We start from the raw sequence: 24,414 nt of genomic DNA on the forward strand, positions 1-24,414 counted from the left end.
ATGTTTCAGTCTCTGGAAGAAATCCTGCAGACCTGCAGCAGAGAGAAGAAGCTTTTCTGGGAGGTCGTTCTGGAGGATGACTGCAAGGAAGAGGGAATCACCAGGGAGGAATCGCTGGAGAAGATGAACCAAACCTGGAAGGCTATGGCGGATTCCGACCGCGCCTACGATCCGGGACTTCTATCCGCCAGCGGCCTTTCCGGCGGGGATGCCGCGAAAATGGATGCCTGGAGGAAGAAGGGAACAACGATCTGCGGTGATTTTCTGAACCGCATGATGGTGCGGGCGCTTCGCGTGGCGGAGTCCAATGCCTGTATGAAGAGAATTGTGGCGGCACCGACGGCCGGGGCCTGCGGCGTCATACCGGCGGTTCTTCTGACCATTCAGGAGGAGAAAAAGCTGGAGGACTCCTCCATGGTCCGTGCGCTCTATGTGGCGGGAGGAATCGGCGGTGTTATCGCGGGCCGGTTCTGCATCTCCGGCGCGGAGGGAGGCTGTCAGGCGGAGATCGGCTCCGCGGCGGCCATGGCATCGGGAGCGGCTGTTTACCTGATGGGCGGAACGAACGAGGAGATTGCAAACGCCTGTGCATTGACTATATCATCCATGCTCGGACTGGTCTGCGATCCGGTTGCCGGTCTGGTGGAAGTACCCTGCGTCAAAAGAAATGTTACCGGAACCATGAACGCTGTGGCGGCGGCGGAAATGACGTTAGCCGGGATACAGACCCGGATTCCGCCGGACGAGGTGATAGACGCCATGAAAAGCGTGGGACGGTCCATTGTGCCGGAACTGCGGGAAACCGGCCTGGGAGGCCTTGCGGCAACCCAGACCGGCCAAAAGATACGCGAAGCCCTGGAAAGAGAGCAGTAAGCTCCCTTTCCGGGGCTTTTTTCTTTCGTCGGGAGCAGGCAGGGCAGCATAACCTCGCTGGTTTTGCCACAGCCGAGAAGGAAGCGGCAAGGTTCCCTGACCCGCTTCATGACATGATTGGATATGGGCGCGATTTTCTGTCCAGTCAAAAACGGAGCAGTATTGCTCTGCCGACGTTTCCTGTTCAGTCGAGAACAGCAATTGCCTCGATTTCAACCAGCGCGCCCTTGGGAATATCGGCTGCCTGGAAAGCGGAGCGTGCAGGATAGGGAGCCGTAAAGAAGGTGGCGTAAACTTCATTCATCGCGGCAAAATCCTGGATATTCTTCAGAAGCACCGTCGTTTTTACCACATGGCTCATGTCGGTTCCCGCAGCCTTCAGAATATTGCTGATGTTGGTCAGGCTCTGCTTTGCCTGCTCTTCAATCGTTGCTCCCGCAAATTCGCCGGTTGCCGGATTAATCGGAATCTGACCGGAGACATAGACGGTATGCCCGTCTGTAACTGCCTGGGAATACGGGCCGATGGCGGCCGGAGCGTTATCGGTGTGAATGCTTTTTATACTCATGTTTTGTTCCTCCTGTCGTTATACTGTACGGTAGAGAATTTGCGTATCCGGCAGACGGCCGGAAACAGACGCAAATCTCATGGCTCATTATAGAAGGCAGAGGAATCATCCGTCAATCCCGAAGAACGGAACTGTCCACTCTGCCCGCTCTTGAGCACTCTTGACTTCTCCTGCACGTATACATGCCACAGCAGCTAATGCCTGTAGGGAGCGCTTATGGGCAGTATTAATTAATCAGAGAACGCTTATGCCTGCAGCGAATATCTATGGCACAGGAGAAAGAATTTTTAGTGCCTATAGGGAGCGTCTGCGCTGCCGGGAAGAGGAACTTGCACAGTTTGAAAAAAATCACTATACTGAGTGGGCACGATAAAAACAGAGCAGAGAGGGGCGAGAGCAATGAGTAAGTTCGGTGGAAAAAATAAAGACAGCAAGGCTGCGGCAGAGAAAAAAATGAAGGCCCAGCTGGCAGCGCTGAAGAGGAAAAATGCGAAGAAGAAAAAGTAATAGAAAAAGCAGAGGATTCCGATCGGCAGCAGTCCTGCTTGTTCTGGCACTTTCTTTCTGCTTTCAGGGCTGCTCCGGCAGCCCTTTTTTCGGAACCGGAAATGAGCAGAAGGTTTCGAACCAGATACAGGTTTCGGATGCTTTTTCTGTGGACCAGGTGCCTGCTTACAGTCAGCAGGCATCCGTTACTGTTCATGAAAACAAGCCGTATTTCCGTCTGGAAGATTTTTCGGCAGCGGCGTTTGAATCGTACAGCAGTCTGGACAGTCTGGGCCGCTGCGGAACAGCGTTCGCGTGCATCGGGCAGGAACTGATGCCAACCGAAAAACGCGGCGCGATCGGGGACATAAAACCCACAGGATGGCATCTGGTCAAATATGCGGGGATAGACGGGAATTACCTCTATAACCGCTGTCATCTGATCGCCTATTCGCTAACCGCGGAAAACGCGAATGAGAAGAATCTGATCACGGGAACCCGTTATCTCAATGTGCAGGGAATGCTGCCGTATGAAACTACGGTGGCTGATTACATAAAAGCCACAGGCAATCATGTGCTTTACCGGGTGACACCGGTTTTTGAAGGAAACAATCTTCTGGCCTCCGGGGTGCTGATGGAGGCGGAGTCGGTGGAAGACGAAGGCTCCGGGGTACAGTTCTGTGTCTACTGCTACAATGTCCAGCCGGGCATTGCCATTGATTATGCGGACGGAACAAGCAGCGGGCCGGGATACACGGGAGAAGGCCAGGCGGATCAGGAGGGGCAGGCCGGAACAACGGACTCTAAGACAGAGGATTCGCAGAATCAGGGCAGCGCGCCGAAATCTAAAACAGAGGATCTGCAGGAGCAGGGCAGTACTATGGTGTATGTTGGAAATTCCAATACCATGAAGTTTCACAGGCCGGACTGTTCCAGTGTTGCGGAGATGGCAGAATCTAACAAGGTGGGATTTTCCAGCCGGGAAGAGGCACTGCAGCAGGGATACGAACCCTGTAAACGCTGTAATCCGTGAATCCCACACGACCGTCATGAGTGTTAGCGTTCATAGGCAAAAAATCCGCAGAAGAATCCCCTCCCCCGGCTTCTTCCCGACAAGAAACCGTGATACGATACAGATGCATCAGGTAAAGAGAATAAAAAAAGATCTGCTTCCTCCGATTCCGCAGATCTTTTTTTATATTTACCGGCATACGTGATTTATGCCCTGTATGGACAGCTGCCGGATTATCCTTCCGGGATTGTCTTTTACAAAAACAGACGGTATGATGATGGCATGCGGACTGAAAAGAATGGAGAAAAATCGGAAATGGCAGAGGAAAAAGAGTACAGGGATCCAAACAGAAGGGCTGTGGTTAACAGACTTGCCAGAGCATCCGGCCATCTGGAAATGGTCAGGAGAATGGTAGAAGAAGGCCGGAGCTACAATGATGTACTGATACAGCTTGCGGCCGTGAAAGCCGCCATTAACAATACAGGAAAGGTAATTCTGAAGGACTATATAAAACAGTGCCTGGAAGAACTTGCAGAGGGCGGAGACAAAGAGGCGCTGGACGAGCTGAACAGGGCTGTTGACCAGTTTATTAAGTAACACGACATACCCGCAGGCGGGGCGCTCAGGATGTATATGCTTTATCTTTTATATCTGGAGGCGGGGCATGGCGGCAGGAACATTTTTTTAGATTGAAAAACGCAGAAGCGAGGACAGGCAGACAGATGGAAAGAGCAGAAAGCCCGAAAATACAGGAGCAGAAACTCTGCGAATATTACATCAGCGAATATCAGAAAGCAGACCCGTTCCGGATTGCGAACAGGGTAGGCGTTCCTTATCATTATACGGAACAGGAATTCCAAATGTCGGTTATGGGACGGGCATATGCGGTAAAATTCCCGGAGTTTTCCATCCGCTGTCTGGAGGGAGAAGATATCTATGACCTGTCGGAATCCCGAAAGTTCCGGGTTTTGCTTCTTCGGTTTCTGCTGTACGGGACGGTTTTCGAGGCGAACGGGGACTTCCGGCTTTTCCGGGAACTTCCGTCCGGAGACAGGCTTTCCCGGCAGTTTGAAGAGCAGTGCGTAAAAAAAATGGAAAACCGTTATGGAAGGGTTCTCCAGGTATTTGAAGCCATTATGGAAAAAATGAATGCCGTGCGGATTTACGGCGCGGATATTGCCTACGAGATGGAGTTTCTGGAAGGACTCTACATCCGGTTCCTCTTCCTGGCAGGAAGCGAAAGCCTCCTGCCAAAGCTCCGGATACTCTTTTCCAGCAATTTCCCGGCAGCATTTTCCGCGGAGGAACTGTCAGATATCATAGAAATCTGTATGGATGCCTTTGACGCGGCAGAGCCGCTGCTGGCTGTCGCCAACCCCTACAGCCGGTAAAAAAGCCGCTGCCGCTTATGGCCGTGTGTTCGGAATTCGGAAGAATCTGCCGGTTTTTCCCTTGTACCAGTATTATGGAAAAGGCGGTAGATTCACCGCACATCGGGAATTTCATACTTCCAGATCTTACGAATCCGATCCAGTATTTTCATCACCGCTATTGTCTCGGAATGCGGGATCTCCGGGCATTCCAGTTTGTGAGAGGCAATGGCGTCGGCACAGGAAAGCACTTCATACTCATAGCCGGTAATCTGTTCGGGAACCGGGTGAACGGCAGTCAGCCGGTGATTTTCATCATAGACACGGATTTCCTCCGGATTGTTGATGTTCTGGATCTCCATATATCCCCTGGTGCCCATCAGAATGCCGATCCGGTCAGAGGCGCAGGTTGCGTCAAACTGCATGCTGACCAGAATGTTTCCGGGATATTTCATCGTGATTGTTTCCGCCATATCCACACCGTGATCGAACACGGCAGATGTCTCGATTTCGGGCTCTGCGTCTCCCAGGATCATCCGGGTAAAATGGACGCCGTAAACGCCCAGGTCAAGAAGGGCGCCTCCCGCCAGATTCGGATCTGTGATCCTCTCAACCTGATCAATTTTATAGCAGAGATTGCAGTAGATAGACCGCAGATCACCGATAGCCCCGTTCTGGATAAGTTCCTGGATGATCTGCCTGGAAGGCATGTACCGGGTCCAGATAGCTTCTGTGATCAGGACACCCTTTTCTTCTGCCATCCGGATCAGTTCTTCCGCCTGACTGGCATTTACCGTAAAAGATTTTTCACAGAGCACATTCCTCCCGGCTTCGATGGCCAGTCGGGCGGCTCGGAAATGGTGGGAATGCGGAACGGCAACATAAACCAGGTCGATGTTTTGATCTGCGGCCAGTTCCTCATAACTGCCGTAGGCCTTTCTAAAACCATAGGTGTCTGCAAATTTCTGCGCTCTTTCCAGATCTCTTGCGCCGACGGCATACGCTTCCACCGAGTCCATCTTCGCGATGGTAGATGCCATCTTCCCGGCAATATTTCCGGCTCCCATGATTGCCATTTTCAGCATGTGGTTTTCTCCTTTTTAGATTCTGTCTGCTGATTTTATACTGTAAACATCCTCATATTACGTTGTCAGACGTTTTCCCGCAAGGGAAAAACGGCGGAAGAATCAGTCCTTGCTTCCGCCTTTGTTTTCGGAAATAACCTTCCTTCCGTCAAACAGAATGGAGAGCAGCACAAAGATCAGCAGCAAAAACGGATAGAACAGCCAGGGAATAATGCTCACACTGGACAGATTACTCAGCTTTGCCGCGATCAGAAGCTGTGCCCCGTAGGGAATAATCCCCTGGAAAATGCAGGAGCAGGTGTCCAGCAGAGAGGCGGTTTTCTGCGGCGGAATTCGGTACTCGGCGCTGACGGTTCTGGCTATGGGCGCCGCCACCACAATCGCGACGGTATTGTTGGCAGTGGCAATATCCATCAGGGCGGTCAGAAAGGCAATGCCCATCATGCCGCCGCGCCTGCTGTGTGAAAATTTCCGTATAAAGGCCAGAATCGCTTCAAAACCGCCGTATTCTTCCATCAGGGCGCTGATGGAGGCAACCAGAATGGTCACGATCATGGTCTCAAACATGCCTGTTGTGCCGGATCCCATGGAAGAAAAGGCGCTTGCGAAGGTAAGGCTTCCGCAAAGACCTCCCATAATCAGGAACAGGATAATGCCGACACCCAGGACCACAAAGACATTTGTGCCGAGAAGAGCCATAATCAGAACGGCAAAATAGGGAATGGCCAGCCCGATATTAAAAGGATAATCCCCCAGTCTGGCGGGACCGCCGGAAAGCGCGATGCCAAGCAGGATACCCAGGGTGATCAGAGCCGCGGGCAGGGCGATTTTAATGTTGGTCCGGAACTTATCTTTCATGGCAACGCCCTGTGTTTTGGTAGCGGCAATCGTTGTGTCGGAAATAAAAGAAAGGTTGTCGCCGAACATGGCTCCGCCGACCACGGTGCCCACACAGAGAGGGAGATTAAAACCGGCGGTCTGCGCCACCGATGCCGCAATCGGAACCAGGACGGTAATGGTTCCCACGCTGGTGCCCATGGCCATGGAGATCAGGCAGGAGATCACAAAAAGACCGGGAATAGCGAAACGGCCGGGAATAATGTTCAGCAGCATATTCGCCGTGCTCTCCACACCTCCGGCCTCCTGCGCAATGCCGCTGAAGGCGCCGGCCATCAGAAAAATAAACAGCATAATGGTAATGTTGTCGTCCCCGATTCCCTTTGCGCAGATGTGGATTTTCTCGTCAAAGGAGAGAGAAGGATTCTGCAAAAAGGCGACAATCAGGGCAAGCCCGAAAGCTACGACAACAGACATCACATAAAAGCCCATCTGACCGTCCTGCGGGTGTATGTACTCAAAATAAATACCGGTGCCCAGATAAAGAATCAGAAAAACCAGAATCGGCGTCAGCGCCTTCGGGTTTGGCTTCTTGCCGGAACCCTGCGGATTCTCCGCTAAATTGCTCATTTCATGTTACCCCCTTCAAAATAAAATACTATATGTTATCTTATCATACAAAGCTGCCGAGGCATACCTGATTTTAAGCAGATAAATGGAATGGCGCCGCCATCAGCATGTTTCCGGAGGCACATCCACTCTAAAAAACCGCGCGCTTCAAAAATCGGCGCGATCACGAAACGCGTAAGTTTTCTCTGCCCGGAAGTTGTGTTATGATACTCGGTAAGCGTTCCTTTCCCGGGACGGGCAGAGGATGCTTCTTCCGGAGAGAAGGGACACAGCACTGATTACAGAAAACATATCAGCGGATAATGCTATATAAAAACAGAAAAGAACACTCCGACGGATAGTGCTTTATAAAAGCAGCCGGAAAAAATAAGCCAGCGGTCAGCATCTCATGAAAACAGCAGCGGCAGGGCAGCCGTTCTGCGGAAAACGGCTGGAGGAGAGGCAGTTTCATGAACAGTGAAAAAATGCGGGTAGAGCAGAAAACAGCAACAAAAAACAGCATCGTCCGTCTGTTTTTTGTGGTCCTTCTGATTGCGCTTCAGTTTGTGTGGATCTACTATCTGATCACATTTCTGGAGTCCCATGTGCCCTGGCTTTCTACGGTCATTACGTCCGGCGCTCTGGTGCTTGCGCTGACGATCAGCGCACGGCACATGAATGCGTCCTACCGGATGTTCTGGATCATCATGGTTCTGGTGTTTCCGGTTCTGGGAATTCCTTTCTACGCGATTATGGGGAGAAGAAATTCCACAAAACGGATGAGAGTCCGCTTTGAAAAGGTGGATCATATGCTGTTTGGCAGGCTCAAACAGCAGCAGGAGGTGATGGAACGCCTGGAAAAGGAGGACCTGAGGGCAGCGGGAACGTCTAATTACCTGCTGAAAACCTGTCGGTTTCCGGTGTATCAGAATACAGACGTCCAGTTCTTCCCGGATGCCGCGCTTGCTTTCGAGGCGCAGCTGAAGGATCTGGAATCGGCGGAGCAGTTTATCTTTATGGAGTATTTCGCTATAGAGAGAAACGGGGCGTTTCAGCGTGTTTTGGAGATCCTGAAAAGAAAAGCGGCTCAGGGGGTGGAGATCCGTATCACCTACGATGATATCGGCAGCATAACATTTCTGGATTCCCGCTTTACACGGGAAATGGAGAGTTACGGCATCCACTGCCAGCGTTTTAATCCGGTGCTTCCTTTCCTGAATATTTTCATGAACAACCGGGATCACCGGAAAATTATGGTGATAGACGGAAAAATCGGTTACACCGGCGGCTACAACATGGCAAATGAGTATTTCCATCTTACGCAGCCCTATGGGTTCTGGAAGGACACCGGCGTCCGGCTGCAGGGAGACGCAGTCAGGACACTGACGGTGATCTGCATGGAAATGTGGGGACTTATGTCGGAAAATATCAATATCGAGCGCGGTGAGCGCTTTCTGACAGCCGTCCCTTACCACGCGAAGGAGACAGGCTACGTTCAGCCCTATGCGGACAGTCCTCTGGATGATGAGCCGACCGGGGAAGAGGTTTACATGAATATCCTGCGTACAGCAAAGAATTACGCATGGTTTGTTACGCCTTATCTGCTCATCACAGACGAGATGAAGCGGGAATTTGTCGGCGCGGCAAAAAGAGGGGTGGACGTCCGCATCATCACACCGGGAATACCGGATAAAAAAATGGTCTATCAGGAGACGCGTTCCTATTACGCGGGACTGGTGCGCGGAGGTGTCCGTATTTATGAGTACACACCGGGCTTCTGTCATGCCAAAATGAGCATTGCGGATGATGTTTCCGCCACGGTCGGCACGATCAACCTGGACTACCGGAGCCTGTACCTTCATTTCGAGAACGGAGTGCTGTTTCATCACTGTAAAATTGTGGAAGAGATTCATCAGGATTTTGAGACGATGTTCTCCGAATCCAGGGAGGTTACCGACCACTACAGAAAGGGAGCGCAGAATATTGTTCAGCGAAGCGTGCGCGCCATGCTCCGGTTTGTCGCACCGCTTCTGTAATATCCCGGAGAACGGACAGAAAAAGAGAACGCCGGAACTGCACCGTTTTGCCGCTCCACTCCTGCAACATCTCGGAGGACGGACAGAAAGAGGGAGCGCCGGAGCTGCACCGGCTTGCCGCCCCGCTTCTGTCATCTGCGCAGACAGGAAACAGATAGGTGTTTGATAAGTTAACACGGATTCTCAATCAGATATTTATTTCAAAAAAATAGGACAAAAGAACAGAAAGAGGACAGAAAGGGAAGACCATGACAGACAATGACTATATAGACGGAGACTACCGGGAAGTCACGGAGGAAGAAAAAGAGGAAGAAAGCACAGAAGGAGGACGTATGGAATCCGGAGAGACGGCAGACGAAGATTCTTCCGGAGAGAGCAGGGATAACAGCAAGCAGGATCGGGATGCGGAAGATGAGGAAAAGACAAGGCAGAAGGAGCGGTTTTGTATGATGTGCCGCCGCCCGGAGAGCAAGACCGGCAGGCTGATCGAAATGCCAGGCGGCATGTGCATCTGCAGAGACTGCATGCAGAAGGGCATGGACAGTGTTCAGAACAGCATGCAGAGCGGGAACCTCCAGAACCTTCTGCAGAATATGCCCGGCAATATCCAGATGATCGACCTTTCCAGCCTTGGTCTGGGTGTTCCGCAGAATCGCAGAAAGAAAAAGGAAGAGACGGAGAAATCTTCTGCACCGAAAAAGAAGATGACCATGAAAGACATTCCGGCTCCGCATCTGATAAAGGCCAAGCTGGACGAGTATGTAATCGGGCAGGAACACGCAAAGAAGGTCATGGCTGTCGGCGTCTATAATCACTATAAGAGGATTCTCCAGGATCCGGAGGAAGAGAAAAAAGACGGCGTGGAGATCCAGAAATCCAATATGCTGATGATCGGACCCACCGGTTCCGGCAAGACCTACCTGGTGCAGACACTGGCAAAACTTCTGGATGTTCCGCTGGCACTTACAGACGCAACCAGCCTGACAGAAGCCGGATATATCGGAGATGATATCGAGAGCGTTGTTTCCAAGCTTCTGGCCGCGGCGGACAACGATGTGGAGCGGGCAGAGCACGGTATTATCTTTATCGATGAAATTGATAAAATTGCGAAGAAAAGAAATACAAACCAGAGGGATGTCAGCGGAGAAGCGGTTCAGCAGGGCCTTCTGAAACTGCTGGAGGGAAGTGAGATAGAAGTCCCGGTCGGGGCAACCAGCAAGAATGCCATGGTGCCGCTGGAAACCGTGAATACGAAAAACATTCTGTTTATCTGCGGCGGTGCTTTTCCGAACCTGGAAGACATCATCCGTGAAAGACTGACCAAAAGCGCCTCCATGGGATTCCAGGCGGAGCTGCGGGACGCCGCGGACAAAGACCCGGATATTCTGCAGAAGGTAACGATGGATGATCTGCGGGAATTCGGTATGATTCCGGAATTCCTGGGGAGACTCCCGGTTGTATTTGCGCTTCAGAGTCTGACCGAGGATATGCTGGTCAAGATCCTGAAAGAGCCGAAGAATGCCATCCTCCGGCAGTATCAGAAGCTGATGGAACTGGATGAGGTGAAGCTGACCTTTGAGGATGACGCTCTGCATGCCATCGCGAAAAAGGCGCTGGAGAAGGACACAGGAGCCCGCGCCCTGCGGTCCATCATAGAGGATTTTATGCTTGATATCATGTATGAAATCCCCAAGGATCCGGACATCGGAGAAGTCGTCATCACAAAAGAATATGTGGAACACACCGGCGGACCCAGGATTATCATGCGCAGCGAGAACGTGCCGCAGAAGTCCGGAGATTAAAAAAACTGGCGAAAGTACTTGATTTCTTTTGCAGTTAATATTATTATATTTGTGTTAAGAGAATCTAATTTCAATATCAAAGGTTTAATTATGAGGATTGGTTTCGCCAATTATTCAGATCAGAGAGGAGGAAGCTTATGGCAGTAAACGTTATTATTGTTACGATTATCGTCGCACTGGTTATTCTGGCCATCCGCGGTGCAATAAAAAATCCGAATCCCTGTGATACCTGTGGAGGGAACAGCTCTTCCTGTCATAAAGCACACTGCAGCCACACCGGAGAAATCCGGGAAGGTTATTATCGGGATCAGAAGCTGAATCAGCTCTGGGAAGAGACAAGAGGGTCAAACAGCAAAGCCGGGACACATTCCTGATTTCACGACAGGTACCGCACAAACCGCAGCCGGTTCCTGATCGCAGAGCGGATTTTCAAAAAAGGGGCTCCTGCATTCCTCCGGGAAGAGCAGATGAGCCTTTTCTTGAGAATAATGGTTAGTTAAAATTAACAATTATTTAGCTTGACATATATTATGCTTGCGTATCTGACATTGGTATCATGCAGATAGCTGCAGTAGGATCCCGCTTATGGCGTTATATGGAAGGGCAGGATAGGAAAGGAGATCGCATATGTTTCCACTTACATTTGGCGAAGCCGGAGACAATCTGATGATTCAGCAGGTTGGCGGATCGGAAGAGGTAAAAAAGCATCTGGGAGATCTGGGGTTTGTTCCCGGCGCTTCGCTCAGGGTCATCTCTTCCCACAACGGAGATATGATCATTGATCTAAAAGGAACCAAGCTGGCCATCACCAGGGAAATGGCTTCCAAGGTCAGGACGGATAAGTTGAATTCCAAGTTCTGAGACAAAAGAAAGACGTCCCCTGCAAGCAATATCAACAAATAAAGAGGGGAGCAGATTCCGCAGGCATTCTACCCTGCGCGGCAGAGAGGTTTTGCTTCTGCCTGCCGGACAGGAAAAGAAAATACATGAGGATAAAGGAGAAAAGAGAAATGGCAACATTAAAGGATGCACCGATGAAGAGTACGGTGAATGTCGTAAAGATTCATGGCACAGACAAAGTGAAACGCCGGATCATGGATATGGGCATCACCAAGGGAACAGAAATTTATGTCCGCAAAGTTGCACCTCTGGGAGATCCTATCGAGGTAACCGTGAGAGGGTTCGAGCTCTCGCTTCGAAAAGATGAAGCTTCCAATATTGAAGTAGAGTAACCTGAGGGGAAATACTTCATATTGTTAGTGAATACAAAAGAACCATTGATGAGGAGGCTGTTATGGCATTGAAAATCGCACTTGCCGGGAACCCGAACTGCGGAAAATCAACGCTGTTTAACGATCTGACCGGAAGTACTCAGTACGTCGGCAACTGGCCCGGCGTAACCGTTGAGAAGAAGGAAGGAAAACTGAAGGGGCATAAGGATGTGATCATCGAGGATCTTCCCGGTATCTATTCTCTTTCCCCGTACTCCCCGGAGGAGGTCGTTTCCCGGAATTATCTGATCGATGAGAAGCCGGATATCATCCTGGATATTGTGGATGGCTCAAATCTGGAGAGGAATCTGTATCTTACCACCCAGCTTCTGGAGATCGGAATTCCCGTCGTCGTCGCCGTCAACATGATGGACGTGGTAGAGAAGACCGGAACAAAGATTGATCTGCAGGCACTCAGTAAAGAAATCGGGTGCGAGATCGTTCCTATTACCGCACTCCATGGGCAGGGAACGATGGAGGCTGTGGAGAAATGCCTGAAGGTGGCAGAAAAATCGAAAGAGAGAGACCCAAGAGTTCCGTATGTTTACGATGGGCCGGTAGAGCACGCGCTGGCGCATATTGAGGAATCCATCGAGAACAAGGTGGAGGACAATCAGGTCCGCTGGTATGCTGTGAAGCTTTTTGAGAGGGATTCCCTGATTGCCCAAAAACTGAACATGGACAAACAGACTATGGCTCATATTGAGGGGCATATCAAGGACTGCGAAAAAGAGCTGGATGACGACACGGAGTCGATCATCACCAACGCGCGGTATGATTACATTCAGCGGATCGTGGACAGGATGGTAAAGAAAAAACAGTCGAAAGACCAGCTGACCGTTTCCGATAAAATCGACAAAGTGGTCACGAACCGGATCGCTGCTCTGCCGATCTTCGCGGGGATTATGTTCCTGATCTACTATATTTCCGTAACGACCATTGGTACCATCGTGACAGACTGGACCAATGACGTGCTGTTCGGAACCTGGATCTCCGGATGGGCATCCGCGGGACTGGAAGCGGCAGGAGCGGCTCCCTGGCTGGAAGGACTGCTGGTTGACGGCGTGATCGGCGGTGTCGGCACAGTCATCGGATTCGTGCCGCAGATGCTGATCCTGTTCTTCTTCCTGAGTCTGCTGGAGGACTCCGGCTACATGGCCCGTGTCGCGTTTATCATGGACCGCCTGTTCCGTCATTTCGGACTGTCCGGAAAATCCTTTATCCCCATGCTGATCGGAACCGGCTGCGGTGTTCCGGCTATCATGGCTTCCCGTACCATTGAGAACGAGAAAGACCGCCGCATGACCATCATGCTGGCAACTTATCTGCCCTGTTCCGCAAAGATGGAAATTATTGCCATGATGGCGATCACCTTCTTCCACGGCAGCGCATGGTTCGCGCCGGCTATGTATTTCATTGGCCTTGGCGTCATTGTTCTGGCTGGTATCGCCCTGAAAAAGACCGGCTATTTCGCCGGAGATCCGGCTCCCTTTGTCATGGAGCTGCCGGCTTACCATGTACCCACTGCCAAGGGCGTGCTGATCCACGTATGGGAGAGAGGCAAAGCCTTCATTATCAAAGCCGGAACCATTATTTTCCCGGTTACGGTCGTCCTGTGGTTCCTGATGCACTTCGGTCCGTCCATGCAGATCCTGGCGGATGAAAACATGGATCAGAGCTTTATGTACTATATCGGACAGTTCTTTGCAGTGCTGTTCGCGCCGATCGGCCTTGGTACCTGGCAGGGTGCTGTGGCTTCCATCTCCGCGGAACTGGCAAAGGAACAGGCAGTCGGCACCCTGGGCATGCTTGCGCATGCCACCAGTGACGCAGAGACAGCGGTTTCTTCCGCCATTTACAGTATGTTCGGAGGAAGCGCAGTCGTGGGCCTTGCCTTCACCATGTTCAACGTATTTGATGCTCCCTGCCTGGTAGCCATTGCCACAGCCTTTCGTGAGCAGGGCTCCCGGAAATGGGGCTGGATCACCTTCGGCTTCCAGATGGCAGTCGGTTATGGTCTGGCGCTCATTGTTTACCAGATGGGAAGCTTCTTCACCGGCGGCGGATTTAATATGGGCACCCTTGTGGCCATTCTGCTGATCGTCTTCGTTGTCTGGGCAGTATGCAGACCCGCACCGAAGAAAACAGCGGAAAATGTAGCAAGAGCAGGCGCCTGACCACACACAGACGACGAAATTTCAGAACGGCCGGAAATCGCAGGATTCCGGCCATTTTCTGTACACGTCCGATTTCATATCATCGAATGGAAATAGCATTGTTTAGAGAAAGAGATATCAATTATGTATGAATATCAGGTCGGAATAGAAGGAATGATGTGCGGGATGTGTGAGACGCACATCGCAGATACGATTCGGAAGGCAGTTCCGGATGCCAAAAAGGTGAAAGCCTCCCGCCGGAAAAAACTGGCTGCCTTCCGTACCGAGCAGAAGCTGAATGAGACCGCGCTCCGGCAGAGTATCACAAACATCGGCTATACAATGACCAATGTAGTAGAAAAACAGGTATAGGAACATGTTCTTCAGAAAGAAAAAAGAAAAGCAAATGCTGCTTCCCAAGACCCCGCAGACAAAATTCGTGGCAGTGGCCTATGAGGGGAACGGACAGGTGCCGTACTTTGAAAAGACCATGTATTTTGAGTTCTATACGGTCATCAACGGGAAAAAGGTTCGTAAAAACATGCTCTCGCTGCCCGATGGAAAATTGGCCACAGCAGTGGATACCCTGCGGAAACTGAAGACGGATTATGTGGTCAGCCGCGGATTCGGCCCGAAAGCCCTGCATGAGTTAAAGCGGTATCAAATAAAATGCTGTATCTTCGACGGAGGACCGGGAGCGGCCTTCCATGCCTGGCTTGCAGGAAAAACAGAAACTGTTTAACAGCATAGCACAAAGGCTTGATTTCAAAAGCCCGGCAATAAAACAGAGAATTCGGGCTGTTCTTTTGTGAAAAATAATTGGCATGGATATGTTATGATTACATAGAACTGTCAACACAGCAGAAAAATTCCATCAAACGGAGGAAATGTGTATGTGGACGAGAGCAGGCCTGAAGAACCGGGCAAAGGAAGTGGTGCGCGCAAACTACTGGAAAACGGTGCTTGCCGCGCTGATTCTCAGCCTGATTGCAGGAGGATTGTACGGCGCCGGCGGCGCACGTAACAGCAGCTCATTTATGGAGGGGACGGGGGACTACGGCTCCTATCACTTTTTCAGTGAAATGGGGATTTCTCCCATGTTTGCGGCAATGGCCGTCGGTGTGATTCTGGTGGTCGTACTTATTATTATCGCGGTTGCGCTGGTTGTGAATATATTCCTGATCAATCCGCTGGTTGTGGGAATCCGGAGATTCTTTTACACCAACCTGCATGAAAAGGCAGAAATCCGGGAACTGGCATTTTCGTTTGACCACTCCTATAAAAACGCGGTGAAAACCATGTTTTTTCGTGATCTTTATACGTTTCTGTGGTCACTCCTCTTTGTCATTCCGGGAATTGTAAAATCCTATGAATACAGAATGATCCCGTACCTGCTTGCGCAGTACCCGGATATGCCTATGGAGCAGGCGTTTGAGACAAGCAGACGTCTGATGGACGGAAATAAATGGAAGGCGTTTGTTCTGGATCTTTCCTTTATTTTATGGTTCTTCCTGTCCGGCATAACAGGCGGTCTGGTCGGACTCTTTTATGTACAGCCGTATTTTGAACAGACAGCAGCGGCGCTCTATGATGCGATTACCATAGAGAGACCTGTTTTCGGCGGCATGGGACCGGGCAGCGGCAGTTCCTTCCAGACATGGAACGGTCAGCAGGCATCCCAAGGATATCAAGGATATCAAGGATATGGGCAGAACCCAGGTTCACAGGCTATGGACGCAGGATACACACCGGTCGGAAACGACCCGCAGCAGAACAATGTTCAGGGAAACGATGTCCAGGAGAATAATATTCAGGGAAGCAATACCCAGGAGAACAATACGCAGGAAAGCAATATCCAGTAAAGGGCGCTGGCAGAGATAATTAAATCATTTTCCAGTAAAAAAACGTCTATACCGGTACAGATCAAATGTACCGGCATGGGCGTTTTTTTGCTTAAATGACGTAAAACGGAATGCCTTGAAATCCTTTCTTGCTGGTGCAGAACAGTATATTGATGAGCATAAAAGAAATGGCCGTTACTATATTGAGAATCCGAGCTTAGCCGGAGAAAACGGAAAGAGGGTATTTGCAGCGATAGGAACGGCTACCGCTACAGGCGTCGCAACTGGAGCGACGAAAGTAAACGCGTCAACAGGGACTCTTTCAAAAGTCGGAACTATTGCGGTAGCTGCAAATCATCATTATCATGGCGAAGTTTCAAAGAATTAATCCGCTGATGATTGCCCAGCAGAAAGCGGGTCTTATATTCACGATCATGATAGAATCACTTATATCAGCAGGCGACAGGATGCGGTTGACTGCCAAATTAGACTTCAGCCTTCAGAGTATAGTAGAGAGTATGTAGTTCGCGTTTTTTATCAGATATATGATTCCCCGAAAGTATGGCTGGTTGATCCTGATCTTGAGTTATATGAAGGGAACAAACCTCATCATATCTACGGGGACAAGGATGAAAAGGGTCATACAAGATTATGCGTGTATGATCCTGCACAAGATAAGTGGAATTCGCAAAAATCGTTAGCACATGTATTTGTCCCATGGATTATTACATGGCTTTATGCTTATGAAATTTGGTTAATCTGTGGAAAATGGACATATCCAGAAACCACAGCTTCGGACAATGCAGATAAACCCGGAAAACAGCAATAAGAATTGTAAGGCAAGAACTTTACTGTTATAGATATTGTCTTTTCGGAATCTTTGGCGACAAGATTGTCGCCAACCGTAATGATCTTGCCCATCCTTCGGATTGATCCGGCGGATTATTTATGAAGGATTTCAGCCCAAGAGGCATATTTGGGATACATAGATACGTTTTTGTTTTGGACGGATCGCTATACAGCACGACAATTTCTTTGAATATTGTTTTTTCGGGAGGAAGCGCTTGCAAAATTGTTTCGTGTACATGCACCTCCAGGTTTGCAGCAGAAAAAATAATACTATCCATTCAATGACGGAGATTATGAGAATTTGCGGGTATTTTCAATAAACGATAGAAGTAGTCAGGCTTCTTTGCTACAATGAATTCATATAAAAAGAAATCGCTGTCTTTTTGCAGTTCTGGAACAATATTGATTAGATGATTACAGCGTGGTGCAGGCGCCTGCTTTAAAATCAAGAAAATCTTTATCATACCGCTTTGGAGGTGTCCATGGAACTGATCTGCTTTGAACACGTATACAAGACCTATGGACAGGGAGCGGGAGCGGTTCATGCCCTCGATGATGTATCTTTTTCCGTGAAGGAGGGTGAATTCTGTGTTCTTCTGGGTGCCTCCGGCGCCGGCAAGACGACACTTCTGAACCTGTTGGGAGGCATGGATCGGGCAAGCTCCGGAACCATTCTTTTTGACGGGAGAGAGGTTTCTGCCATGAAGGAGAGGGAGCTTGTGAATTATCGGCGCAGGGATGTGGGTTTTGTCTTTCAGTTCTACAATCTGATCCCCAGCCTGACGGCTCTCGAAAATGTGGAGATTGCGGCGATGCTCTGCGACCATCCGATCCCGGCGGAAAAGGCCATGGATATGGTCGGCCTTTCTGAACGGATGGAAAATTTTCCTGCCCAGCTCTCCGGAGGGGAGCAGCAGCGGGTTGCGATTGCCAGGGCTCTCGCCAAGAATCCGAGGATGCTTCTGTGCGATGAGCCTACGGGTGCGCTGGATTTTGTGACCGGTAAGGCAGTGCTGAAGATGCTGTACGATCTAGGCAGGGAGAACGGGACTACCGTGCTTATGATCACCCACAACTCCGCGATTGCCCAGATGGCAGACCGGATTCTCCGGATTCAGTCCGGGCGGATTGTGGCGGACGGAGTGAATGAGCATCCGAAGAAAGCTGAGGAACTTGAATGGTGAGGCAGGGGAAAACAGCAGGGAAACTGGCGCGCCGCAGCATTCTTGCTCAGAAAAAGAGGTATTTTGCGATTCTTCTGATTGTGCTGCTGTCCGTAGGCTTTCTGTCGGGGCTCAAGGTGACAAAGGGGCAGATGTGGGATGCGGCAGGCCGGTATCTCGCGGCTGCGAACATGTATGACTACAGGATATATTCCACCCTTGGTTTTTCTCAGGAAGACATCAATAAGCTGGGAGAGGTTTCCGGGATCTATGATGCGGAAGGGGAAAAGACGGCGGATGTGATCTTAGATTTTGCAGGGACAGTAAAGGACTATCAGGTTCTGTCTCTTCCGGAGAAAATCAACATTCCGAGTCTGTATGCGGGACGTCTGCCCGAAAAGGATACGGAATGTCTTGCGGATCACCGCGCCTTCTCGGAGGGCGATATCGGAAAGAACATAACGGTTTCAACGGATAATGATGCGGACACAAGGGATCTTCTCGCAAATGAAGAATATACGATTGTCGGCCTTGTCAATTCGCCGCTGTTTCTCTCTTCCGACAGAGGGAGTGCTTCCGACGGTACGGGAGAGCGTGGGGGTTATCTCTATCTTCCTGCGGATAATTTCACTTCCGATTATTATACCGGGGCAGATCTGGTGCTGAACCCTGACAGTACAGGGAAGGCGCCGGCTGAAATTTTCGGGGAGAAATATGAGGATCTGATAGAAAAATATCAGGGCAATGTAGAGCAGGAGGCGAAGACTCTTTCGCAGAGCAGGTACGAGGACATACTTTCTGAGATCAAAGAAGCGGCTGCAGCGGCGGCATCCCAGGCATCCGGCACAGGCTCAGCGACGTCGGAAGGGGCATCAACGGCGGCATCCTCTGCATACGCAGAAGAAATGGCGGCGGCTGGGGATGAAGAAAATGTCGTAGAGGAACCGAAGGTATACGTGCTTACTCGTAGCAAAAACGCGGGGTATGTGAGCTTTGAGAGCGACACCTCAATCATTCACTCGATTGCGAATATTTTCCCGCTGTTTTTTATCATGATTGCTCTGCTGGTGTGTGTGACGACCATGCTTCGGATGGTGGAGGAGGAACGCGGCCAGATCGGAACGCTCAAGGCTCTCGGATACTCGGAAACTGCCATCACGGGCAAGTACCTGCGGTATGCATTAAGCGCAGCGATTCTCGGGTGGACGGGAGGCTTTTTCTTCGGAACCTATTTCCTGCCACGGGGATTCTGGGCGGCATATTCCACACTTTACGACTTTATCGGACTCCGGTATATATTTGACGGAAAACTGGCCATTGTGACACTTCTCGTCACGGTTCTTTCCATTGGTCTCGGAACTCTGGCGGCCTGCGCGCGGGTGATGCGGGAGACTCCGGCATCTCTGATTCGTCCCAGGTCGGCGAGGCCCGGAAAGCGGATCCTTCTTGAGTACTGCGCTCCGATCTGGAGGAAGCTGTCATTTCTCCGTAAGGCGACGCTCCGGAATATGCTTCGGTATAAGATCCGGATGCTCATGATGCTGGCGGGCATCGGCTGTTCCGGTGCCCTGGTGGTTACGGCGTTTGGCGTCCGGGACTCCATGGCCCATATCGGAAGTCAGCAGTACGATGGTGTGCAGACTTATCAGCTTGAGTGTACGATTGATACAGACCAGATACCCTTGGCGGACATTGTGAAGGCGGTAAGAGAAGAGGAGGACGTCACAAAGGTTCTGCCTTCCTTCAGCAAGATCGTGGATGTTTCCTCCAAAGAGGCGGCTATGAACTCCGTCAGCCTCTATGCCTTTGAGAACGACGCGGATCTGTCCGGTTTCTGGAACCTTTCGGATGTATCGGGCGGCGCAAAGCTGTCTCTTCCGGAAGGTGGGGCGGCGCTGGTATCCAAGCGCCTGTCGGAGAAGCTCGGACTGTCGGAAGGAACGAAGTTCACAATTTCGGAAGATTCGCTGACGCTTCAGGCAGGGCATACCTTTGTCAACTATATCGGAAATTTCATCCTGACATCGCAAAAGACCGCGGAGGATCTCTTCGGGGAGGCAAATCCGAACACGCTTCTGGTGTGTACGAAGAATCTCTCTGCCGAACAGGAACAGTCTCTGGCGGAGAAGCTGGGAAAGCTTAGCTGCGTGACCGGTATTACAAGGCTGTCCGAGAGCCGGGTTAAAGTGGACCGGTCCGTGGCCTGCCTGAATTATATCATCTGGCTGATCATTGCTTTTGCCGGGGCACTTTCCTTTATTGTGATCTTCAATCTGACTAACATCAACCTGGAAGAACGAAGCCGCGAGATCGCAACAGTGGAGGTGCTTGGTTTTACTCCGGGGGAGGTGCGCTTTTATGTTCTTCGGGAAAACCTGGTGCTGTCCTTTTTTGCGGGGTTGCTTGGCATTCCGCTGGGAATTCTCTGCACTCATGCAGTAATGAACCGGATTCTTCTTGATACCATGACTTACCACATCGAGGTGCGGCCGCTCAGCTGTGTGCTGTCACTCCTTATCACCGTGTTGTTCGCGGTGATTGTGAATTTTCTGATGCGCCGTCAGATCCGCCGCATCAATATGGCTGAGTCCCTCAAGGCTGTGGAATAATGACAAGGATTCCTTTTACCATTGCGGCTCCGCAGGATCTGTTTTATTCCGAGGAGAATCAGAAGCGGCTGAAAGAATCCCTGGCTCAGGCGAAGCAGGGGAAAATTGTAACAAAGTCTTTGGAAGACCTGGAGGCTATGGCAAATGATTGACCTGCATTTTACCGATGATGGCTGGGAGGATTACCTGTATTGGCAGATGCAGGACAAGAAGAAATATTAGCTTCAGTTTGTTCTCTCTATGACCATATCTGTGAGGGCGTTGTTTATAATTTCTTCCGGATTAGAACCGGGGAGGAGCCAGTCGTCAATGACTGATTCGGGCAGGATTACCGGCATGCGGTTGTGGAGCTTCCGGAGCTCTGCGGAGGGCTCTCTGGTGAGAACCGTAAATACCGGGTAATGCAGCCCGTTTTTTTCTTCCATCCGGTACAGTCCGGCAATCCAGGTTACGGAGGAGCCTTTGGGCTGAATGGCGTATTTTTGCCCCGTTTTTACTTTTCCGTCCGGCCGTTTCAAATGTTCCCATTCAAAGTAGTAAGAGGCGGGGATGATGCAGCGGTGTTTTCGCCAGTCCTCTGCAAATGATTTTTTCTCTTTTGCGCTTTCTGCCCTGGCGTTCACGACAGGCCGGTCCACGCCGGGAATGTGGTAGCCCCAGACCATCGGGAAGGCTGTCTTCCCGCCGGTGGCGGAAGGCGCAATAACGGTGACCATATCCGTGGGCCGTATTTCCCCGTTTTCCCGGAATTCTTTTCCCAGACTGCTGACCATCCTGGTTTTCAGCCGCGAATGTTTTGCCCTTTCCACGTATGGCCTCAGTTCAGGGGACAGTTCCACGTAGTATCTTGTACACATTTTTATCTCTCCGATCCGGAATCTTCTGTGATTTCGCCAATATCCTCGAAGCTGACCAGGGTCTCGTTTATCCGCAGTGTCTCCGTCACGGGATTGATGTCCCGGACTGTTCCGCTGACGGTTTTGTACAGACCGAGGCCTTTTTCAAATGCTTCGCTGTTTTCATCTGTGCACGGCACGAAGAAGCGGATCGTCACCGGCCGGGACAGTTCCTGCAGCCGCCGCAGTTTTTCGTTCAGGTCTGCCGGAATGCTCCGCTCCACATACCGGATGTTTTTCGATTCGACTGCCTCGTCGAAGCCCCGCAGGGCATCAAACGGGGAGAAGAGTTTTGCCCGGCGCACGTGGTCCATTGGTGTATGCCTGCGCCAGAAGTCGCTGTATTTTTCGTGCCTGGGACGTCCCAGATGATGTGCTTTTTTGTACTTGAAATCAACCGGCATGGTCATGAATCCTATGGTGCGCATGGCTTGTCCTTTCCCTGCTCAGGCCCGGTGGCCGCCTATTTGTCTGTTCCGCTCCAGCTGATTGGCTCCTTTCCGCAGGTTGTTTCCCTTGAAAACCGCGTTCATGCCGTATTTTCGGCGTACCCCGGCAACAGCGCCCTGCAGTCTTCTTTCTTTCTCCAGCGAGCCGTAGTCGGTAAATAAGTCCATCTGGCAGATTCCGTCGTCCCGGTCTGTCTTGTCCGCGCAGACGCCCAGCCGCCGGAAGAGCAGGCGCCGGTCGGTATTCCGGTCGAAGGAGGCAAGGATACCGGCGGAGACGGTATGGAAGCTGTTGGTTTTTTCCCGCATTCTCACAGTTCCGCCGCTGTGCTTCGGGTGAATCCGTCCGTAAAAGTCCGGGACGGTCGGACCATCGTATTCCGGACATATCTCCAGACTTTTGTAGTCATAGGACACCCACCAGGTGTAGGTTCTTGCCGTGATCCCGCCGGAGAACATATTCATGCAGAGCATCTCGATCATTTCCAGAAGGACGTTGCGGGCCTCGGAGAACGGATAAGGCCGTGGCAGAACCTGCCCCTGGGAGAGCGAGGAGAAGTCGGGATGATAGGATTTGATATCCTTCATCGTGACCGGCTCTATGCCGAAGGCGTGATCGATCAGGATTTCTCCGTCAATCCCGAAGGCGCGGTAGAAAAATTCTTCGTCCCACTCTGCCCGTTCTGCAATTTCGCCCATGGTGTACAGGTAATTTTTTGCCAGCGTCCTTGCCTTTCCCGGTCCGATCATCCAGAAGTCGGTCAGCGGCTGGTGATCCCACAGGAGATACTGGTAGCTGTCCTCGTTTAACTCGGCGATCCGCGCACCGTCCCGGTCGGCGGGAGAGCGCTTGGCCACAATGTCCATGGCCACTTTTGCAAGGTAGAGATTGGTCCCGATTCCGACGGTTGCGGTGATGCCGGTTGTTTTCTGAATATCCCGGATGATGGTGATGGCCATGGCGTGTGCCGGATGGACGCCGGAGACGCCGGCCTGTTTTTCGTAGAAGCACAGGTAGGGAGTGGCGTCGATAAAACATTCGTCGATGGAGTAGATGTGGATGTCCTCCGGTGCGGCGTACCGCAGGATGACGGCGTAGATCCGGGCGGAGACCTTTTCGTACAGGGCCATCCGGGGAACGGCGATCTCGTAGTCCAGGCGGGTGTGATGCCGGCGCTCGTATCTGGCAATCGCCCGTTTCGCCTCGAAAAGCCGCGGCCTGGCCGGCACGCCCTTTGCCTTGAGAGCCGGTGACACGGCAAGGCAGATAGTCTGGTCGGAGCGGGATTCGTCTGCCACAAGCAGGAGAGCCTTCAGGGGATCGTAGCCGCGGGCTCTGCATTCTACGGAAGCGTAGAAGGATTTCATGTCAATGGCAATGTATATTCTGTCCGTCGTGCCCGCCTCCTTCTGTCTCGATGCGGTGGTTTTCCCTGGTAAAGCGGATTTTCCCCATAAAGCTGCTGTTTACTGTGATGGGGACGTCGGCGGAAATCAGGTGGTAGTGCTTCAGCATACGTGCCTTGAAGGCCAGGATTTCCGGCGGCACCTGCAGGGATGCGGCGGCGGAGAAGATATCCTGATACTGTCTGAGGTGCCGGATTGCCGTTTCGTCGTCCAGAAGATATTCAGCCACAAAGGTATTGGCTTCATTTTCTTTTTCGGATCTGCCGTCAAACAGGCTGAATTCCTGAAAGCGGAAGAAACTCTGACTTTCATAGTGCCTCAGAACAATGTGGCCGATTTCATGGTATTCGACAATGGCCTGCAGTTCTTCCGGAAGGTCGGAGTTCACAACGACCGTGCAGACACGGCTGCACCTCTGCACAAATCCTTTTATACTGTTCGGGTCTTTTCCCATGGGCACCGGACACAGGCATGCGTCAATGATTTCGCACAGCTGCTCCGGGGAGACGATGCCGTTGTCATCCCGCAGCCTCCGGGCGGCCCTGGTGATTGCTTCTCTGGTCATATGCAAACCCTCAATGGAATTCTTTTGGAAACTCTTTTTCCGGTGTTTTCTTTTTTCCGAATTTTTCACGCGCGCGTTTTTTGCTCATGAAATAGGCTTTTGTAACTGCCTCGTAGAACATGTCCTTCTGATCCTCGGAAAGCGTGCCGCCTGCAAAAAGTGCCTCGTTCCGGGAGAGGACAGCGGCCATTTCTTCCGCGCCTTTTTTTCCGAACGCATCCCTTGCTTCCTGGATAAAAGGCTCCTCGTTAATGCCGGCGGAAGGGTCCGTTTCCTCATCATTCATCAGATACCGCTCTGTTACACCCAAGGCGGATGCGAGCTTGCGCAGAGTTGCCTCGCGGGGGTATTTGCCCTGTGTCTCGTAGGAGACGATGGTGCGCCTGGATACGCCGCACAGGTCTGCCAGCCGGTCCTGGTCGATCCGGAGCTCGGCCCTCCGGTTTTTTACTTTTTCGCCAAATACAGTCATGGTTTCTGCCTTTCTTTTCTGTCCCGCAGGATGGAAAGTTCTCATGTGAAGTATGAGA

At 51.3% G+C, this 24,414-nt stretch carries 24 protein-coding genes; 16 read left to right on the forward strand and 8 right to left on the reverse strand.

From position 1 onward, the window contains the following. Nucleotides 1-873, forward strand: coding sequence for an L-serine ammonia-lyase, iron-sulfur-dependent, subunit alpha (sdaAA, locus tag FYJ60_RS11505; RefSeq protein ID WP_154458818.1), 873 nt, complete (start codon nt 1-3; stop codon nt 871-873). A 184-nt stretch (nt 874-1,057) separates the two neighbouring features. On the opposite strand, the gene FYJ60_RS11510 is transcribed toward sdaAA, so the two are convergent. Continuing rightward, nucleotides 1,058-1,441, reverse strand: a complete 384-nt coding sequence (locus tag FYJ60_RS11510; protein WP_154458819.1) for a RidA family protein — start codon at nt 1,439-1,441, stop codon at nt 1,058-1,060. 487 nt (nt 1,442-1,928) lie between these two features. Here FYJ60_RS11510 and FYJ60_RS11515 point away from each other — a divergent pair, with 487 nt between their 5' ends. The 3 genes from FYJ60_RS11515 to FYJ60_RS11525 all read left to right on the forward strand — a co-directional run bounded on the left by FYJ60_RS11515 (nt 1,929) and on the right by FYJ60_RS11525 (nt 4,330). Continuing rightward, nucleotides 1,929-2,960, forward strand: coding sequence for a DNA/RNA non-specific endonuclease (locus FYJ60_RS11515; RefSeq protein ID WP_154458820.1), 1,032 nt, complete (start codon nt 1,929-1,931; stop codon nt 2,958-2,960). Nucleotides 2,961-3,254: 294 nt separating this feature from the next. Next, nucleotides 3,255-3,536 (forward strand): metal-sensing transcriptional repressor, encoded by a 282-nt coding sequence (locus FYJ60_RS11520; RefSeq protein ID WP_154458821.1) that lies wholly within the window; start codon nt 3,255-3,257, stop codon nt 3,534-3,536. Between the two features lie 125 nt (nt 3,537-3,661). Continuing rightward, nucleotides 3,662-4,330 carry a DUF3786 domain-containing protein gene (locus tag FYJ60_RS11525; protein WP_154458822.1) on the forward strand — a complete coding sequence of 223 codons (669 nt, stop codon included), beginning with the start codon at nt 3,662-3,664 and terminating at the stop codon, nt 4,328-4,330. Between the two features lie 92 nt (nt 4,331-4,422). Here the strand turns inward: FYJ60_RS11525 and FYJ60_RS11530 are convergent, their stop codons facing one another. Continuing rightward, entirely contained in the window at nt 4,423-5,394 is a 972-nt protein-coding gene (locus tag FYJ60_RS11530; protein WP_330579208.1) for a Gfo/Idh/MocA family protein, read from the reverse strand. Nucleotides 5,395-5,496: 102 nt separating this feature from the next. Next, on the reverse strand, nt 5,497-6,861 hold the full coding sequence (locus tag FYJ60_RS11535; protein ID WP_154458823.1) for a Na+/H+ antiporter NhaC family protein: 1,365 nt from the start codon (nt 6,859-6,861) through the stop codon (nt 5,497-5,499). 449 nt (nt 6,862-7,310) lie between these two features. On the opposite strand from FYJ60_RS11535, the gene cls reads away from it, so the two are divergent. The 12 genes from cls to FYJ60_RS11595 all read left to right on the forward strand — a co-directional run bounded on the left by cls (nt 7,311) and on the right by FYJ60_RS11595 (nt 20,719). Next, nucleotides 7,311-8,876: a cardiolipin synthase gene (cls, locus tag FYJ60_RS11540; RefSeq protein WP_235903417.1), complete on the forward strand. Its 1,566-nt coding sequence runs from the start codon at nt 7,311-7,313 to the stop codon at nt 8,874-8,876. A gap of 248 nt (nt 8,877-9,124) precedes the next feature. Beyond that, nucleotides 9,125-10,678, forward strand: a complete 1,554-nt coding sequence (gene clpX / locus FYJ60_RS11545; RefSeq protein WP_154458824.1) for an ATP-dependent Clp protease ATP-binding subunit ClpX — start codon at nt 9,125-9,127, stop codon at nt 10,676-10,678. A gap of 137 nt (nt 10,679-10,815) precedes the next feature. Continuing rightward, nucleotides 10,816-11,052 (forward strand): hypothetical protein, encoded by a 237-nt coding sequence (locus tag FYJ60_RS11550; RefSeq protein WP_154458825.1) that lies wholly within the window; start codon nt 10,816-10,818, stop codon nt 11,050-11,052. Nucleotides 11,053-11,305: 253 nt separating this feature from the next. Further along, entirely contained in the window at nt 11,306-11,539 is a 234-nt protein-coding gene (locus FYJ60_RS11555) for a FeoA family protein (RefSeq protein WP_154458826.1), read from the forward strand. 149 nt (nt 11,540-11,688) lie between these two features. Continuing rightward, nucleotides 11,689-11,910 carry a FeoA family protein gene (locus FYJ60_RS11560; protein WP_154458827.1) on the forward strand — a complete coding sequence of 74 codons (222 nt, stop codon included), beginning with the start codon at nt 11,689-11,691 and terminating at the stop codon, nt 11,908-11,910. 62 nt (nt 11,911-11,972) lie between these two features. After that, complete coding sequence (gene feoB / locus FYJ60_RS11565) at nt 11,973-14,126, forward strand: ferrous iron transport protein B (protein ID WP_154458828.1); 2,154 nt, start codon at nt 11,973-11,975, stop codon at nt 14,124-14,126. Nucleotides 14,127-14,249: 123 nt separating this feature from the next. Then, nucleotides 14,250-14,477 carry a heavy-metal-associated domain-containing protein gene (locus FYJ60_RS11570; RefSeq protein WP_154458829.1) on the forward strand — a complete coding sequence of 76 codons (228 nt, stop codon included), beginning with the start codon at nt 14,250-14,252 and terminating at the stop codon, nt 14,475-14,477. A gap of 4 nt (nt 14,478-14,481) precedes the next feature. Beyond that, nucleotides 14,482-14,847, forward strand: coding sequence for a NifB/NifX family molybdenum-iron cluster-binding protein (locus FYJ60_RS11575; RefSeq protein ID WP_154458830.1), 366 nt, complete (start codon nt 14,482-14,484; stop codon nt 14,845-14,847). 151 nt (nt 14,848-14,998) lie between these two features. Next, the gene (locus tag FYJ60_RS11580) at nt 14,999-15,967 is read left to right on the forward strand and encodes a DUF975 family protein (protein ID WP_205839088.1); all 969 of its coding nucleotides are present in this window, start codon (nt 14,999-15,001) and stop codon (nt 15,965-15,967) included. Nucleotides 15,968-17,277: 1,310 nt separating this feature from the next. Continuing rightward, a complete protein-coding gene (locus FYJ60_RS11585) occupies nt 17,278-17,979 on the forward strand; it encodes an ABC transporter ATP-binding protein (protein WP_154458832.1) in 702 nt (233 codons plus the stop codon). Further along, nucleotides 17,973-20,567, forward strand: a complete 2,595-nt coding sequence (locus FYJ60_RS11590) for an ABC transporter permease (protein ID WP_154458833.1) — start codon at nt 17,973-17,975, stop codon at nt 20,565-20,567. The genes FYJ60_RS11585 and FYJ60_RS11590 overlap by 7 nt, the downstream gene beginning before the upstream one ends. Next, the gene (locus FYJ60_RS11595; protein ID WP_154458834.1) at nt 20,567-20,719 is read left to right on the forward strand and encodes a hypothetical protein; all 153 of its coding nucleotides are present in this window, start codon (nt 20,567-20,569) and stop codon (nt 20,717-20,719) included. The genes FYJ60_RS11590 and FYJ60_RS11595 overlap by 1 nt, the downstream gene beginning before the upstream one ends. Nucleotides 20,720-20,791: 72 nt before the next feature. Here the strand turns inward: FYJ60_RS11595 and FYJ60_RS11600 are convergent, their stop codons facing one another. Genes FYJ60_RS11600 through FYJ60_RS11620 form a run of 5 tightly spaced genes read right to left on the reverse strand, consistent with a single transcriptional unit; the run spans nt 20,792 to nt 24,356 of the window. Further along, the gene (locus tag FYJ60_RS11600) at nt 20,792-21,424 is read right to left on the reverse strand and encodes an SOS response-associated peptidase (RefSeq protein ID WP_154458835.1); all 633 of its coding nucleotides are present in this window, start codon (nt 21,422-21,424) and stop codon (nt 20,792-20,794) included. Nucleotides 21,425-21,426: 2 nt separating this feature from the next. Next, complete coding sequence (locus tag FYJ60_RS11605) at nt 21,427-21,891, reverse strand: hypothetical protein (RefSeq protein ID WP_154458836.1); 465 nt, start codon at nt 21,889-21,891, stop codon at nt 21,427-21,429. Between the two features lie 18 nt (nt 21,892-21,909). After that, on the reverse strand, nt 21,910-23,280 hold the full coding sequence (locus FYJ60_RS11610) for a Y-family DNA polymerase (protein ID WP_154458837.1): 1,371 nt from the start codon (nt 23,278-23,280) through the stop codon (nt 21,910-21,912). Nucleotide 23,281: 1 nt separating this feature from the next. Next, nucleotides 23,282-23,884, reverse strand: a complete 603-nt coding sequence (locus tag FYJ60_RS11615) for an ImmA/IrrE family metallo-endopeptidase (protein WP_154458838.1) — start codon at nt 23,882-23,884, stop codon at nt 23,282-23,284. Between the two features lie 10 nt (nt 23,885-23,894). Beyond that, the gene (locus tag FYJ60_RS11620) at nt 23,895-24,356 is read right to left on the reverse strand and encodes a helix-turn-helix domain-containing protein (protein ID WP_205839089.1); all 462 of its coding nucleotides are present in this window, start codon (nt 24,354-24,356) and stop codon (nt 23,895-23,897) included. Between the last annotated feature and the right edge of the window lie 58 nt (nt 24,357-24,414).

This window comes from Bilifractor porci (genome assembly GCF_009696005.1).
In the GTDB taxonomy this organism is placed as follows: Bacteria; Bacillota; Clostridia; order Lachnospirales; family Lachnospiraceae; genus Bilifractor; species Bilifractor porci.

Excerpts from the sequence above, each read along its gene's own strand:
- sdaAA (WP_154458818.1), top strand. The coding sequence starts at position 1 with ATGTTTCAGTCTCTGGAAGAAATCCTGCAGACCTGCAGCAGAGAGAAG.
- FYJ60_RS11510 (WP_154458819.1), bottom strand. The coding sequence starts at position 1,441 with ATGAGTATAAAAAGCATTCACACCGATAACGCTCCGGCCGCCATCGGC.
- FYJ60_RS11515 (WP_154458820.1), top strand. The coding sequence starts at position 1,929 with ATGCGAAGAAGAAAAAGTAATAGAAAAAGCAGAGGATTCCGATCGGCA.
- FYJ60_RS11520 (WP_154458821.1), top strand. The coding sequence starts at position 3,255 with ATGGCAGAGGAAAAAGAGTACAGGGATCCAAACAGAAGGGCTGTGGTT.
- FYJ60_RS11525 (WP_154458822.1), top strand. The coding sequence starts at position 3,662 with ATGGAAAGAGCAGAAAGCCCGAAAATACAGGAGCAGAAACTCTGCGAA.
- FYJ60_RS11530 (WP_330579208.1), bottom strand. The coding sequence starts at position 5,394 with ATGCTGAAAATGGCAATCATGGGAGCCGGAAATATTGCCGGGAAGATG.
- FYJ60_RS11535 (WP_154458823.1), bottom strand. The coding sequence starts at position 6,861 with ATGAGCAATTTAGCGGAGAATCCGCAGGGTTCCGGCAAGAAGCCAAAC.
- cls (WP_235903417.1), top strand. The coding sequence starts at position 7,311 with ATGAACAGTGAAAAAATGCGGGTAGAGCAGAAAACAGCAACAAAAAAC.
- clpX (WP_154458824.1), top strand. The coding sequence starts at position 9,125 with ATGACAGACAATGACTATATAGACGGAGACTACCGGGAAGTCACGGAG.
- FYJ60_RS11550 (WP_154458825.1), top strand. The coding sequence starts at position 10,816 with ATGGCAGTAAACGTTATTATTGTTACGATTATCGTCGCACTGGTTATT.
- FYJ60_RS11555 (WP_154458826.1), top strand. The coding sequence starts at position 11,306 with ATGTTTCCACTTACATTTGGCGAAGCCGGAGACAATCTGATGATTCAG.
- FYJ60_RS11560 (WP_154458827.1), top strand. The coding sequence starts at position 11,689 with ATGGCAACATTAAAGGATGCACCGATGAAGAGTACGGTGAATGTCGTA.
- feoB (WP_154458828.1), top strand. The coding sequence starts at position 11,973 with ATGGCATTGAAAATCGCACTTGCCGGGAACCCGAACTGCGGAAAATCA.
- FYJ60_RS11570 (WP_154458829.1), top strand. The coding sequence starts at position 14,250 with ATGTATGAATATCAGGTCGGAATAGAAGGAATGATGTGCGGGATGTGT.
- FYJ60_RS11575 (WP_154458830.1), top strand. The coding sequence starts at position 14,482 with ATGTTCTTCAGAAAGAAAAAAGAAAAGCAAATGCTGCTTCCCAAGACC.
- FYJ60_RS11580 (WP_205839088.1), top strand. The coding sequence starts at position 14,999 with ATGTGGACGAGAGCAGGCCTGAAGAACCGGGCAAAGGAAGTGGTGCGC.
- FYJ60_RS11585 (WP_154458832.1), top strand. The coding sequence starts at position 17,278 with ATGGAACTGATCTGCTTTGAACACGTATACAAGACCTATGGACAGGGA.
- FYJ60_RS11590 (WP_154458833.1), top strand. The coding sequence starts at position 17,973 with ATGGTGAGGCAGGGGAAAACAGCAGGGAAACTGGCGCGCCGCAGCATT.
- FYJ60_RS11595 (WP_154458834.1), top strand. The coding sequence starts at position 20,567 with ATGACAAGGATTCCTTTTACCATTGCGGCTCCGCAGGATCTGTTTTAT.
- FYJ60_RS11600 (WP_154458835.1), bottom strand. The coding sequence starts at position 21,424 with ATGTGTACAAGATACTACGTGGAACTGTCCCCTGAACTGAGGCCATAC.
- FYJ60_RS11605 (WP_154458836.1), bottom strand. The coding sequence starts at position 21,891 with ATGCGCACCATAGGATTCATGACCATGCCGGTTGATTTCAAGTACAAA.
- FYJ60_RS11610 (WP_154458837.1), bottom strand. The coding sequence starts at position 23,280 with ATGAAATCCTTCTACGCTTCCGTAGAATGCAGAGCCCGCGGCTACGAT.
- FYJ60_RS11615 (WP_154458838.1), bottom strand. The coding sequence starts at position 23,884 with ATGACCAGAGAAGCAATCACCAGGGCCGCCCGGAGGCTGCGGGATGAC.
- FYJ60_RS11620 (WP_205839089.1), bottom strand. The coding sequence starts at position 24,356 with ATGACTGTATTTGGCGAAAAAGTAAAAAACCGGAGGGCCGAGCTCCGG.